Genomic DNA, 12,923 nt, shown 5'->3' with positions numbered 1-12,923 from the left:
AGGTGATGTCATGAGCCAAGCCGCCGCCCCGACGATCGTCGCCATCATCCCGCTCTATAACGGCGCCCGCTTCATCGAGCAGTCGGTGCGCAGCGTTCTCGACCAGACGCGGCCGCCGGACGAATGCCTGGTGGTCGACGACGGCTCGACCGATGCCGGCCCGGCGCTGGTGGCCGATCTCGCCACCCGGCTGCCGGTGCGCTTGTTGCAGAAATCCAACGGCGGCCAGTCTTCGGCCCGCAACCATGGCGTGGCGCAGTCGACGTCGAGCTTGATCGCCTTCCTGGACCAGGACGATGCCTGGTACCCCGACCACCTCGAAACCCTGCTGGCCCCCTTCGCGGCCCGTCCCGGCGACGCCACGCTCGGATGGAGCTACGCCGATCTCGACGAAGGCGACGAAACAGGAACGCTGTTGACCCGCCAGTTCCTGCGCACGCGGCCGACCGCGCATCCGAAGCGAACCGTCGAGGCCTGCCTGCGCGACGATATGTTTGTGCTGCCGTCCGCATCGCTGATCAGCCGGACCGCCTATGAGGCCGTCGGCGGCTTCGACGAACGGCTGATCGGCTACGAGGACGACGATTTCTTTATCCGTCTGCTCGACGGCGGCTTCGACAATGTCTTCATTGACCGCCCGGTTACGCTGTGGCGCATCTACCCCCATTCGACCAGCTATTCGCCCCACATGGGGCGATCGCGGATGATCTACCTGCGCAAGGTGCTGCAGGCCTATGGGGCAAGACCGGCCGGCGCGGGCGGGACGCTGGCCCGGACCGCCATCGCGCCGCGCTTCGTCAAGGCGCTGCTCGGCGAATATGCCCGCGCCGGACGACGGCACGACGATGCCGGCATGGAAGCGGCCCTCGATGCGATGCGCGACCTCCTGCTGCCCCACATGGCCGGGCTTGCCGGGCTCGCCTTGCGGCTGATGATCGGGGCGTTACGGATGCACGGCTTCGGCCGCATCGCCACGCAGGGGCGCTTCGGCATCGCCCGGCGGCTGTTACGGATGCCGGTCGACCACCGGGCCGCGCTGCTGCAGCAGCAGGCCGACGAACCGCGCGGCTGACCGGCCATCCCCCGCCCTGCCCCATTCCCGGTGCCGCCGCGCCCCGTTCTGTCCGGCGTGGTGGCGTTCCATCCCGACCCGGTCCACCTGTCGGCGCTATGCGACGGTCTCGCGGCGCAAAGCACCCGCGTCGTGGTGGTGATGAACAGCGCCCTGCCGCCTGACCTCCGGCAGCGGCTCGCCAGCCTGCCCAACCTCACCCTGATCGACGCAGGCCGCAACCGCGGCATCGGGGCGGCGCTGAACCTCATCGCCGCCGAGGCCGCCGACACCGACGCGGTGGCGCTCTTCGACCAGGATTCGAGCCCTCCGGACGACCTGATCGCCCGGCTCCAGGCCGCCTGGGCGCGCCTCGTCGACGCCGGTGAGCATCCCGCCGTGGTGGGTCCCGTCCTGGTGGCGCGACCGGGCAGCCCGGGCAAGGCGCCGACCTACCGGTTCGCGGCGGCCGACGCTGGCCGCGACCTCCGGCGCGTCGCCTTTCTGCCCACCTCGGGGTCGCTGATCCAGGCTGCCGCGCTGCGCTGGGTCGGGCCGTTCCGGGACGATTACTTCATCGACGGCATCGACCTCGAATGGTGTTTCCGGGCCACGGCGGCGGGCCTCACGTGCTGGCTCGACACCGCGTGCACGATGCCCCATTCGGTCGGATCGGGCGTGATCGGCGGCGGACGCCTACGCTGGAGCATGCCGAACCAGCGGCCGTTCCGCATGTATTGCCTGCTGCGCAACACGATCTACGGCCTGCGGCTCCGCCACATCCCGCTCGGCTGGAAGCTGCGCCAACTGGCCTATCTGCCGCTGCAGATGGCCGCATTCCTGGTGCGGCATCGGTTCCGCTGGGCGGTGACACGCCAGCTGCTGCTCGGCCTGCGCGACGGCCTAGCAGGCCGGCTCGGGCCTCCGCCCATCCTGCCCTGATCGACGCCCGGCCTTATTTGACGGGTCCACCCCTGCGACCTATAAGCCCGCTCACTCCGTGCCGCGGTGGCAAGGCCGCGCCACCGTCGGACCGGCGATCCGTGTCTATAGCGGCGGGCCCATCCTCCCCTTGAGCAGTCCAGTCCTTTTCCCTCGCCCGACGCGGTGCCGCAGACCCTGTGCGGCGCGTGTGATCTTCGCTGGCTGGTCGATCCAGCCTGTCGTGGTGGGACAAACGCCACGGCCGGGCCGACACGCATGAGCATGCCTTTCATTTCGTTGACGGACGCCTGCGTCGAAATCCCGATCTATAATTCCCGCGGGCGCTCGCTGAAGACCGCCCTGATGCGCCAGGTCGGCGGCACCGTGGCGGCCAACGGGCGCGATATCGTCTCCGTCAAAGCCCTGCAGAACATCAATATCCGCTTGGAGCCGGGCGACCGGCTGGCGCTCGTCGGCCACAACGGCGCCGGCAAATCCACCTTGCTGCGCGTCTTCTCCGGCGCCTTCGAGCCCACCAGCGGCAGCGCCGAGATCAAGGGCTCCGTATCGTCCCTGCTGGACTTGACCATGGGCATGGACCCGGAGCTGACGGGAGCCGACAACATCGTCCTGCGGGGCGTCTTCGTCGGTATGACCCAGAAGGAAGCGCAAGGCCGGATGGAGGAGATCGCCGCCTTCTCGGAGCTCGGTCCCTATCTGGGCCTGCCAATGCGCACCTATTCGAGCGGCATGACGATGCGGCTCGCCTTCGCGATCTCGACCGCGCGCGCCCCCGACATCCTGCTGCTTGACGAGATGATCAGCGTCGGCGACTCGGCTTTCGCCAGCAAGGCCAAGACCCGTATCGAGAGTTTCATCGGCAACACCCACATCCTGGTGTTGGCGTCGCATTCGCCCGAAACGCTGCGACGCTATTGCAACAAGGCCGTGTTGATGAAGAGCGGCGCAATCGTCGCGTCGGGCGACGTCGATGAGGTTCTCGACCTTTATGCCGACGCGCCCGGCCTCTGAGGCGGCCTTCATGCGGCCGCGCTGAGGTGGATTCGTCGGCCCTTGCGGCACACCGGTCGCCTGGGCCGCGCCGCCTGCTGTTCGTCATTACGGAAGACTGGTTCTTCGTGTCCCACTTCCTGGTGCTGGCCGAAGCCGCGCGGGACCAGGGCTTCGCGGTATCGGTTCACCTGCGGAACAACGATCCGCGCCACGTTGCGCGCATCGCCGCAGCCGGCATCCGGGTGATCGCATCCGATTATGACCGCGCGACCGCCGGCCGGCGTGGCGACCTGCGCCAGATCGCCCGCTTCGCGGCGCTGTTCCGCACCGAGCGGCCGGATGTGGTGCATATCGTGTCGCTGCGGGTGGTGGTGCTGGCCGGGCTCGCGGCGCGTCTCACGGGTGTGCCGGCCCGCGTCCATGCCTTGACCGGGATGGGGCTGCTGGGGGCCGCCCGGGGCCTGCGGGCGCGCCTGACCCAGCGGGGGCTCGGCGCTCTGCTGCGTCACGCTCTTGGCGGCCGGGGAGCCGGCTTCGTGTTCGAAAACCGGGACGATCCGCGCGGCCTCGGCTTCACGCAGACCGATGCGCGCCTGCTCGTTGTCGGTGGCGCCGGAATCGACCCGGAGATCGAATCGCCGCTGCCTCTGCCCGACGGCACGCCGTTGCGGATCGCCATCGTGGCCCGCATGATTCATTCCAAGGGGATCGAGGTCGCGGTCGCGGCGCTCGGCTTGGCGCGCCAACGCGGCGCCGACGTCACCCTGACGCTGGTCGGCGCCATCGACCCCGGCAACCCGCGCTCCCTGACGGAAGACCGTCTGAGGACCTTTGGCGCCCTGCCGGGCGTCGAGTGGGTCGGCCCGACCCGCGACGTCCGGGCCGTGTGGCGCACGCACCATGTCGCCTGCGTGCCGTCGCTCGGCGGCGAAGGCCTGCCGCGCTCGCTGCTGGAAGCCGCTGCTGCCGGCCGGGCCATCGTCACCACCGACACGCCGGGATGCGCGACCTTCGTGCGTCCCCTGCAAGAAGGCCTCGTGGTGCCGCCCGGCGATGTCGCCGCATTGGCCGAGGCATTCACAAGATTGGCGGCCGATCGCCCCCTGGTGGCCAGCCTCGGCACGGCGGCGCGCGCCCGCGTTCTCGACGGCTACACGGTTTCGGCGGTATCCACAGCGATGACCGGGTTCTACGATGCGTTGCTGAGCAGGCGCTGAAGGCGCGAATCAAACGACTTGGCACGCATGCCGTGGTTGTTTGAAGGATGTGGCTCCCCGAGCAGGGCTCGAACCTGCGACAATTCGATTAACAGTCGAATGCTCTACCAACTGAGCTATCGGGGAACAGGGAGATTGTCTCCCCGTCACGGCGCGGTTGATAGCGAGGCTCGGACGGGAATGCAAGCCTCAATTCGAGGACGCCGCCTGGGCTTGTGGATCGGGACACGACCGACACGGCAGCCCGCCACCCACACGCAGTCCGTGGGGCCTGAGGCGGACGCTTTCGCGCTTGCCCCTCGCGAGCGCTCTGGTCTAAGACAGCGCACGCCGACTTTGTTTGGCGTGAGAGGCCTCGTGGCGGAGTGGCTACGCAGAGGACTGCAAATCCTTGCATCCCGGTTCGATTCCGGGCGAGGCCTCCAGATCACGCGGCGTGCGGCGCCGTTTCGACACTGATGAGCCGCCGGTATTCTTCCCTGACCATCTCGGCACCGTAAAGCCGCTCGAGACGACGCACCTGGAAGTGCGCCCGCGCCAAGGCCTGGTAGTGTTCCGCGAAGGCCGCATTGATGGCGGCGCCCGCGGCGGCGCCGATCACCGGCACGGCTTGAGCGGCCGCCTTCTGGCTGACCGTGACGCTGAAGCGTGAAACGATCTGGCCGATGAACCGCACCAGGGTGGGCGCGGTCTCATCCGCGAGACCGCGTTGCAGCACCACGCGGGTCGCTTGCTGGATGGACTTCGCCAAGGCGGCGCGGACCGCCAGATAGCCGCCTTCGCCGGCAGGGCCCGCTTCCTGACCGCCGCCGAGCGCGAACACCTCGAGGCAGGCGAGCGCCGTGCCGGGATCATGCGGATCCTCCCCCTCCTGGCGGGCGATGCCGGCGATCGATCGGAGGATGATGGTGGTCGACACCGGCAATTCGACCGGCAACGCCGCAAGGCCGAATAGACCGCCGGCAGCGCCCGACATCGCCGCCAGGGCCGTATGCCAGCGCGACGTCTTGGTCGAGGCGGTCTTCGGCAGCGTCTTGATGGCGGCCCGCAGCGCCGTCCGCAGGGCCACATTGGCGGCGGAATTGGCGGCCGACACCACCGCATCGGGGACGAAGCGACCCGCCAGGCCGATCTGCTGGCCCAGCAACGCGCCAAGCCGCGCCGGCAGGCTGGGATGCTCCAGCGTCCGCATGGCGTTGCGCAGGATGTCGCGATCTTCCGGGCTGAGGGAACCTGCGAACACGAGGTCGGTGGCGGGCGCGAGGACGTCGGTGGTCATGGGAGCTCGTGTCGGGGTTGGGATAGGCGGGGCCGCCGTGGCGTCCGCCACTGTGGGTCGAAACATCCGGGCGACGCAACCGCGCTTGGCGGGTGCATGGCGGCGCTTGCCCCTCTTGCGCAAAAAGGACATCTTCCTCGCACAGACCGCTTCGATGTTCCCGCGTCGCCGTGCCGTCGCACGGACCCGTGAAAGGCTATCTCTTGGTTCAGCTTTCGTTGCGCGCCTCCGTGTCGCGATCCGCCCTGGTGCGAGGCGGGCGTGCCTGGCTCGCGGCCGCGGTTCTGCTGGCGGGCGTCCCGGCGGTCGCCGAAGCCCGGGACGTGATCACCATCGCAAAGCCGTTCGAAGTGGGCGAAAGCGCCGTCGGCAATTACCTTGCGGCCCTGGTGGCGGGCGCCGACCGCGATACGCTCGCGGCCGCGACGTTCTTCCGCGAGGCGCTGCGGGCCGATCCGGACAATGGTGAGCTGCTGGAACGCACCTTCGTGGCGGCCTTGTCGAACGGCGACACCAGCGAGGGCCTCGATTTCGCGCGCCGGCTCATCAAGTCCGATCCGAAGAACGGCCTGTCGCACCTCGTGCTCGGCGTCGAGCAGATGAAGGACAAGCATTATGTGGCGGCTCGCCGCCAGCTGATGAGCGGCGGCCCCGGCCGCGAACGCGACGTGACCGCCACGTTGCTGACTGCCTGGACCTGGGCCGGCCAGGGCGACGAGAAGAAGGCGCTCGCAGCCGTCGACAGCATGACGGACAGCAACCTCGGCGTGTTCAGGGACTATCATGCGGCGCTAATCGCCGATCTTCTGGGCGACGCGACCGAGGCCACCAAGCGCTTCCAGGCCGCCTATGCGGCCGACAAGACGATCCTGCGCCTCACCGACGCCTATGGGCGTTTCCTGGCCCGCCACGGCGATCAGGCCAAGGCCGCCACGATCTTCTCGTCCTTCAACGACGTGCTGCCGCACCACCCGCTGATCGAGGCGGATCTGGCCGACCTGAAGGCCAACAAGCCGCTGCAGCCGCTGATCCGAAGCGCCCAGGACGGGGCCGCCGAGGTTCTGTACGGCCTCGGCGCCGCCGGCGGCCGGCAGGGCGACGACCTCGCGGCCCTGATCTACCTGCGGCTGTCGCTCTATCTTGCGCCGGACAACAGCCTCGTCATGGTGACCCTGGCCGACACCTATGCGCGGCTGAAGCAGAACGAGGTGGCGATCGACGTCTACGAGATGGTGCCGCCCAAGAACCCGCTGCGCCCCAACGCCGATATCCAGACCGCCCTGACGCTCGACGCGCTCGACCGCAAGGACGACGCCATCAAGGCGTTGCAGGCTGTGCTGAAGGATCGCCCCAAGGACATCGAGGCCTGGACCACGCTCGGCAACATGCAGCGCGAAGCGAAGCACTACGACGATGCCATCACCAGCTATACATCGGCCATCGACGCCACGGCACCGGGCGAGAAGAGCCTTTGGGGCCTGCTGTATTTCCGCGGCATCGCCTATGAGCGCGACAAGCAATGGCCGAAGGCCGAGGACGACTTCAAGCGTGCCTTGACGCTCTACCCCGACCAGCCATTGGTGCTCAATTACCTCGGCTATTCCTGGATCGACAAGGGCATCCACCTCGACGAGGGTTTCAAGATGCTGCGCCGCGCCGTGGCGCTGCGGCCGGAAGACGGCTACGTGGTCGACAGCCTCGGCTGGGCGCATTTCAAGCTCGGCGAATACGACGAAGCCGTGAAGGATCTCGAGCGTGCCGTGTCGTTGAAGCCGTCCGACCCCACCATCAACGATCATCTGGGCGATGCCTATTGGCGGATGGGCCGCAAGCTCGAGGCGCAGTTCCAGTGGAACCACGCGCGCGACCTCAATCCGGATGCCGATGACCTTCCCGCCATCCAGGCCAAGATCAAGGACGGGTTGCCGGAAGAAAAGCACCCGGCCGCGGCCGACAGCGGCACACCTCCGGCTCCCTCGACGACACCGCCGGCCGTCACCGCCCCGGAACCGACCAAGAACAATGGCGGCTGAACGCCAGGCCCTGCACCCATGAGCGTCGAAACCCTGACCGTCGCGTCCGAAGAAGACGGCATGCGACTTGACCGCTGGTTCAAGCGCCGCGTCCCGGCGCTGTCGCTGGCCCATCTCAACAAGATCGTCCGCACCGGCCAGGTGCGGGTCGATGGCGGCCGCGTCAAAGTGTCGACGCGGCTCGGGGAGGGCCAACTGGTGCGGGTGCCGCCGCTCAGCCTCGACCCCGCCGAGGCGCCCGAGATCGCCCGCAGCGCTCCGGTGCGCGGCGAGGCCGACCGGCGCGCCCTGACCGACATGATCCTGTTCGAGGATCGCGACCTGATCGTGCTGAACAAGCCCTACGGCCTTGCCGTGCAGGGCGGCTCCGGCACCCGTCAGCATATCGACGGCATGCTGGAAGCGCTGACGGACCAGCGCGGCAACCGGCCGCTGCTGGTGCACCGCCTCGACAAGGACACGTCGGGCGTCCTGCTGGTGGCGCGCAACCGCAAGATCGCGGCCGACCTCGGCCATGCGTTCCGCTCCAGGCAGGCCCAAAAGGTGTATTGGTCGCTGCTGGAAGGCGTGCCAAAGCCCGGGCAAGGCCGCATCTCCTTGTTCCTGGCCAAAGGCGACGGGATGGGCACCACGGGCCGCTCCGGCCCGCGCACCGATGCCGAGCGCGCCACCTTGGAGAAGATGCGCGTCGCCAAGCACGGCGACGCCGACGCCCAGCATTCGGTGACGCTCTACAGCGTCGTCGACAAGGTGGCGCCGCGCCTCGCCTGGGTGTCGATGAAGCCGATCACCGGCCGCACCCACCAGCTGCGCGCCCATGCCGAAGCGATCGGCCATCCGATGGTGGGCGACCCGAAATACACCGGCGGCGTGGAAAGCAAGCCGCGCCGCATGGACCCTCTGCGGGCCATCCCGGGCGACGTCGAGCCGAAGCTCCACCTGCTGGCACGCCGGCTGGTGCTGCCGCATCCGGGGGGCGGCACCATCGACGTGTCGGCCCCTTTGCCGCCCCATATGCAGAAGAGCTGGGATCTGTTCGGCTTCGACGTCGCGACGCGCGATCCGATCGAAGACGCCCCCGAATAGCGTGACCAAACTCCTGCGATGACCATGGACCCCTTCTCGGCCGGCCAACCCGGCGCGTCCTTTCCCAAGCGCTTCTACAAGGAAGCCACGATCGCGCCCGAGGGCGAGGGCTTCGCGCTGCGGCTCGACGGCAAGCCGGCGCGGACACCCGCCCGCAACGCGATCGTGCTGCCCCATCCGGGGCTCGCCGCCGCCGTGGCAGCCGAATGGAATGCCGTCGAGACGCGCATCGATCCCCGCGACATGCCGATGACGCGGCTGGTCAACTCGGTGATCGACGGCGTCGGCCATAATGCCGGGGCGGTACGCAACGAGATCGTCCGCTATGGCGGCTCGGATCTTCTCGCCTACCGGGCTCCGCAGCCGGCCGATCTGGTGGCGGCGCAACGCTTCGCCTGGGATCCTGTGCTGGCGTGGGCGCACGCGCGCTTCGGCGTGGCGGTGACGACCGGCGAGGGCGTGATGTTCATCACCCAGCCTCCCGACACGACCGCTGGGCTGATTGAGGCGCTCTCGACCGTCCTGGGCCAGGATGCTGCGGCACCCTTCCGGCTCGGCGCCCTGCATGTGGTGACGACGCTCACGGGGTCGGCGCTGCTCGCCCTGGCGCTCGCGGACGGTCGGCTCGAGGCCGAAGCCGCCTGGGCCGCCGCCCATGTGGACGAAGATTACCAGATCGCCCAATGGGGGCCGGACGACGAGGCGGCGGAGCGACGGCGGCATCGGTGGACCGATATGCAAACCGCCGCCCGGATGCTTCGCCTGCTGCAACCGTGACAATGCGATGAGCTGAATTCACGAAGCGGTGACGCTTCGTATTGATCCGCTTAACCGTGAGAAAATCGCAAGCATAAGTATTCAGCGACCGTTTATCCGGCGCCCCCATTCTGCCCGCAACAAGGGGATGCGTATGATGGCCAAGCTTTCACCGAAGTCCGTCCTTCGCGACACCTTTCCGGCGAGCCCTCTCGACGCCGTTTTGGGCAAGCGGAAGATCACCAAGGAAGACGTTGCGGCCCTTCGGCGCTCCGACCTCGGCCTCGGGCTACGGTCGCGCGCCGAGGCCGAGGCGATGCTGGCGATCGAACGCGGCCGGGGTGAGAAATGCCGGGCCTGGGGCGACCTGCTGGTGGAACTGCTCAGCGACTTCGTGGTGTGGGACCAGCGCCCAAGCGGCATCCTGACCGAGGACACCGCGACATGGCTCAGCGATCAGGTGGGCGAGACACCGACACCCGCCTGCCTGGCCTTGCTGATGGCCGTCATGGACGACGCCGAAACGGTACCGGCCTGGTTCGTCCCGGCCGTGCGCCTTCGGGCCAGCAAAGTGTTCGGGCGACAGGCCATCGAGACCTTGCGGCAGGACGCCTGAGCCTGCTGCAGAGGCCTCATGGCGGCGAGGCGCTTCAATGCCCCGACATGTAGGACATCACCACGAAGATGACCACGAAGGCCACAATCACGAGGACGAGGCCGCCGATCAGCACATTGCGGACCCCGACCCCGCTTTTGCCCTGACGCGCATCTTGCTGATCGAGGCGAGTTGGCTTTTCGCTCATAGGTTCCTCCCTGACGGGGCTTGAACCCCGGCCCGATAGGTTGGTTCCTTGCGGCTTGACGGGCGGATCGATGCCCGACTGATTGGCCGCATGACGCTATACTTCGCCTATGGAGCCAATCTCGACCGGGACGCGATGCAGGACCGGTGTCCTGCCGCCCGGGACGTTGGCGTTGCCAGCCTTTCCGGCCACCGCTTCATCATCATGGCCGCTGGCTATGCCACGATCGTGCCGGTGCGCACCGGGGTGGTACACGGGCTCCTCTGGGACCTCACTGCCGCCGACATCGCCACCCTCGACGCTTTCGAAGAGGTGGAGTCCGGGCTGTATCGCCACGCCATTCTGCCGATTCGGCAAGGACGCTTCCGCAAGGAGGCCATGGTCTATGTCGCGGCTGAGGCGAGACCAGGGACACCACAGCCCGGCTATCTCGAGGCGGTGATTGTGGCCGCCGAACGGGCCCCCCTGCCCCCGCTTTACTGCGACGAGTTGCACGCCTGGTTGCCGACGGCCGAACTGCCCCGCCCGTGACCATTCACGGCGGCCCGGCACCTGCGTCGAAGGTCGGGCCGAACAGGGCTTCGAACTCTGCCCGCAGCAGCCCGTCGAACTCGGGCAGCGACACGATGTGGCCGAGGTCGAGCAGGCTCGTGACGCCGTAATGCGGGGCCGCGATGCCGCAGGGCACGATCCCACCGAAATGCGCGAGGTCCGGCTCGATGTTGACCGCGATGCCGTGAAAGCTGACCCAACGCCGCAGCCGCACCCCGATGGCCGCGACCTTGTCTTCCGCCGCCGTGCCGTCGAGCCCGGACGCCTTGTCGGGCCGCCGCACCCAGACGCCCACACGGTCGTCGCGGCGCTCGCCCAGGACGTTCAGCCGCCCCAGCGTCGCGATGATCCAGGCTTCCAGCGCCGCCACGAACGCCCGCACATCGGGGCGGCGGCGCTTCAGGTCGAGCATCACATAGGCCACCCGCTGGCCGGGCCCGTGATAAGTATACTGGCCGCCCCGCCCTGTCCGATGAACCGGAAAACGCCCCACGCCGACGAGATCAGTGTCGCGGGCCGACGTCCCGGCCGTATAGAGCGGCGGATGCTCCAGCAGCCACACGCATTCGGACGCATGTCCCGATGCGATGGCCTCGGCCCGTCGCTCCATGGTGGCAACGGCCAGTTCATAAGCCACGGGGGCCTCGGCCACCATCCACGCCACCGTGTCCGCGCTATCGGCGGTGAAGCGGTCGGAGTCGAAGGCGCTACGCTGCATGGTGGCTAGGTAGTTGAGCGGCGCGACAGCCACAAGCCGCCATCCCCACCAGAAAACCTCTACCCCAGCCGCATCCACCCTTGTCAGTGCGAAGCCGATGCGGTACTTCCGGCTGGCAACGACAGGGTTTCGACCCTCGTGCGGCCATGGCGGAATTGGTAGACGCGCTAGCTTGAGGTGCTAGTTGGGAAACTAGTGGAGGTTCGAGTCCTCTTGGCCGCACCATCGTTGTCTTAGTTGGGGATCACCCAGCGTCTCGCTTAGCGACATCTAGCCTGGTTGGACGTTCGGAAGCGTCGGGCTTTCTAGACTGGCCGCTGTCAAAACCTCCCTATCAAGACACGATCTCAATCGAATGGATTGCAGCGTCCGTCGGCGGCCTTGAACTCCGGGGGGTCGCAGGGGTTCGTGTCGCGCCGACACATCTTCACGCAGGTGTTGCGAACATCGCCGTCGCGGGCGTAGCCGGTGTCGCCATAGCGTTCGTAATTGTATTGGGCCGCCGCCGCCCCGGCTTGATAAGGCGCGAGGTTGTAGACGCGCGCCGAGGCGACGCCGGGTAAGGCTATCGCGACGGCCGCAAGAAGAAGCTTGATGGTCATGGGTGCACTCCTTCACGGGAGAACACCGTCGATCCTACACGCGTTCCACACCCTGAGGTCGCAGGCCTGCCGGCTGAACCACCTCTGACGGATGCGCCGCGACGCGCGTCACCAATCGGGCGCCGTCCCACAATTCGAGTGGATGCCGATCCACAAAGCCTTCGGCCTGCAAGGCTGCTTCGCGATCGTCAGTGGCGACGATGATGCGCGGAACCCCATTCAAACGGCCGTCGTCGCTGACCGCGAAGGCCCGGTACGACACCTGGGGCGAACACCTGAGCTGATCCATGCTCCCCTCCCCTCATGCATGGCGTCGGCGGATCACGGAACGCCACGCGTGTCGCCTTCGGCCAAGGCTACGTCGCTTCTGGCATGCCTTGCAACGGGGCCCAGGTGAAAACCTTGTTAGCTTGCCACAGCGACACGGCATCCACACTGGATGACGACCGCCGCGACAAACCCGCGCGGCTCAGTGGAACCGCACCGGGATCGTCAGGTTGATGCGGCCACCGAGGCCGGGTGGTGGCGCCGGCACCGGACTCGCCCGTCGCACCATCGCCACCGCGGCAGCATCGAGCCCTGCATCGCCCGAGCTTCCGGCGAGGCTCGCGCTTACCACGCGGCCGCCGCCATCGACCGCGAAGGCGACGCGAGCGGTGCCCGAGGCGCCGTTCGATGCCGGCTTGAAACTGTTCAGATGCGCCACGACGGCACCGCGCCACGTCGCCGTTTCGGCCCCCGATGCGGCGCTGCTCGGCGCGGCCGGAGCAGAACCCTGCCCACTCCCCTGGCGGGCTTCGTCGGCCCGCGCCGCGGCCCTGGCCGCGGAACGCGCAGCCTGTTGCGCTTGCCGGGCGTGTTCGCGCTTGTCGGCCAGCGCCTTGCGAC

Annotated in this window: 15 protein-coding genes and 3 tRNA genes; 11 read left to right on the top strand and 7 right to left on the bottom strand. The window is 68.1% G+C overall.

Annotation, left to right across the window (positions count from 1 at the left end; genetic code table 11):
• Nucleotides 1-10 precede the first annotated feature (10 nt).
• The 4 genes from P7D22_RS14010 to P7D22_RS13995 all read left to right on the top strand — a co-directional run bounded on the left by P7D22_RS14010 (nt 11) and on the right by P7D22_RS13995 (nt 4,206).
• Nucleotides 11-1,072 carry a glycosyltransferase family 2 protein gene (locus P7D22_RS14010; RefSeq protein WP_319934865.1) on the top strand — a complete coding sequence of 354 codons (1,062 nt, stop codon included), beginning with the start codon at nt 11-13 and terminating at the stop codon, nt 1,070-1,072.
• A gap of 30 nt (nt 1,073-1,102) precedes the next feature.
• Complete coding sequence (locus P7D22_RS14005; RefSeq protein WP_319934864.1) at nt 1,103-1,993, top strand: glycosyltransferase; 891 nt, start codon at nt 1,103-1,105, stop codon at nt 1,991-1,993.
• A gap of 258 nt (nt 1,994-2,251) precedes the next feature.
• Nucleotides 2,252-3,007 (top strand): ABC transporter ATP-binding protein, encoded by a 756-nt coding sequence (locus P7D22_RS14000; RefSeq protein ID WP_319934863.1) that lies wholly within the window; start codon nt 2,252-2,254, stop codon nt 3,005-3,007.
• Nucleotides 3,008-3,033: 26 nt separating this feature from the next.
• A complete protein-coding gene (locus tag P7D22_RS13995) occupies nt 3,034-4,206 on the top strand; it encodes a glycosyltransferase family 4 protein (protein ID WP_319934862.1) in 1,173 nt (390 codons plus the stop codon).
• A gap of 50 nt (nt 4,207-4,256) precedes the next feature.
• On the opposite strand, the gene P7D22_RS13990 is transcribed toward P7D22_RS13995, so the two are convergent.
• A tRNA-Asn gene (locus tag P7D22_RS13990) sits at nt 4,257-4,332 on the bottom strand.
• A gap of 225 nt (nt 4,333-4,557) precedes the next feature.
• Here P7D22_RS13990 and P7D22_RS13985 point away from each other — a divergent pair.
• Nucleotides 4,558-4,631 (top strand) — tRNA-Cys (locus tag P7D22_RS13985).
• Between the two features lie 2 nt (nt 4,632-4,633).
• On the opposite strand, the gene P7D22_RS13980 is transcribed toward P7D22_RS13985, so the two are convergent.
• Complete coding sequence (locus P7D22_RS13980; protein ID WP_319934861.1) at nt 4,634-5,485, bottom strand: EcsC family protein; 852 nt, start codon at nt 5,483-5,485, stop codon at nt 4,634-4,636.
• Nucleotides 5,486-5,688: 203 nt separating this feature from the next.
• On the opposite strand from P7D22_RS13980, the gene P7D22_RS13975 reads away from it, so the two are divergent.
• From P7D22_RS13975 to P7D22_RS13960, 4 genes are all read left to right on the top strand, one after another.
• Entirely contained in the window at nt 5,689-7,518 is a 1,830-nt protein-coding gene (locus P7D22_RS13975; protein WP_319934860.1) for a tetratricopeptide repeat protein, read from the top strand.
• A gap of 18 nt (nt 7,519-7,536) precedes the next feature.
• The gene (locus tag P7D22_RS13970; protein WP_319934859.1) at nt 7,537-8,604 is read left to right on the top strand and encodes an RluA family pseudouridine synthase; all 1,068 of its coding nucleotides are present in this window, start codon (nt 7,537-7,539) and stop codon (nt 8,602-8,604) included.
• Between the two features lie 18 nt (nt 8,605-8,622).
• On the top strand, nt 8,623-9,381 hold the full coding sequence (locus P7D22_RS13965; RefSeq protein ID WP_319934858.1) for an ATP12 family chaperone protein: 759 nt from the start codon (nt 8,623-8,625) through the stop codon (nt 9,379-9,381).
• 136 nt (nt 9,382-9,517) lie between these two features.
• Entirely contained in the window at nt 9,518-9,976 is a 459-nt protein-coding gene (locus P7D22_RS13960; protein WP_319934857.1) for a hypothetical protein, read from the top strand.
• A gap of 34 nt (nt 9,977-10,010) precedes the next feature.
• Here P7D22_RS13960 and P7D22_RS13955 read toward each other — a convergent pair whose 3' ends face one another.
• Nucleotides 10,011-10,163 carry a hypothetical protein gene (locus P7D22_RS13955; RefSeq protein ID WP_319934856.1) on the bottom strand — a complete coding sequence of 51 codons (153 nt, stop codon included), beginning with the start codon at nt 10,161-10,163 and terminating at the stop codon, nt 10,011-10,013.
• 48 nt (nt 10,164-10,211) lie between these two features.
• Here P7D22_RS13955 and P7D22_RS13950 point away from each other — a divergent pair, with 48 nt between their 5' ends.
• Complete coding sequence (locus P7D22_RS13950) at nt 10,212-10,694, top strand: gamma-glutamylcyclotransferase family protein (RefSeq protein WP_319934855.1); 483 nt, start codon at nt 10,212-10,214, stop codon at nt 10,692-10,694.
• A gap of 4 nt (nt 10,695-10,698) precedes the next feature.
• On the opposite strand, the gene lipB is transcribed toward P7D22_RS13950, so the two are convergent.
• Nucleotides 10,699-11,433 carry a lipoyl(octanoyl) transferase LipB gene (gene lipB, locus P7D22_RS13945; RefSeq protein WP_319934885.1) on the bottom strand — a complete coding sequence of 245 codons (735 nt, stop codon included), beginning with the start codon at nt 11,431-11,433 and terminating at the stop codon, nt 10,699-10,701.
• Nucleotides 11,434-11,573: 140 nt separating this feature from the next.
• Between lipB and P7D22_RS13940 the strand changes: the two genes are divergently transcribed.
• A tRNA-Leu gene (locus tag P7D22_RS13940) sits at nt 11,574-11,658 on the top strand.
• Between the two features lie 122 nt (nt 11,659-11,780).
• On the opposite strand, the gene P7D22_RS13935 is transcribed toward P7D22_RS13940, so the two are convergent.
• From P7D22_RS13935 to P7D22_RS13925, 3 genes are all read right to left on the bottom strand, one after another.
• On the bottom strand, nt 11,781-12,035 hold the full coding sequence (locus P7D22_RS13935; RefSeq protein WP_319934854.1) for a hypothetical protein: 255 nt from the start codon (nt 12,033-12,035) through the stop codon (nt 11,781-11,783).
• A gap of 34 nt (nt 12,036-12,069) precedes the next feature.
• Nucleotides 12,070-12,324, bottom strand: a complete 255-nt coding sequence (locus tag P7D22_RS13930) for a hypothetical protein (protein WP_319934853.1) — start codon at nt 12,322-12,324, stop codon at nt 12,070-12,072.
• Between the two features lie 180 nt (nt 12,325-12,504).
• Nucleotides 12,505-12,923, bottom strand: a 419-nt coding sequence (locus tag P7D22_RS13925; protein ID WP_319934852.1) for an energy transducer TonB family protein, incomplete at its 5' end; no start/stop codon positions are given.

Origin of the sequence: Lichenihabitans sp. Uapishka_5, from assembly GCF_033947565.1 — a bacterium.
Classification (GTDB): Bacteria; Pseudomonadota; Alphaproteobacteria; order Rhizobiales; family Beijerinckiaceae; genus Lichenihabitans.
Note: the sequence above shows the minus strand (reverse complement) of the source record. Positions and strands in the feature narration are given on the sequence as shown.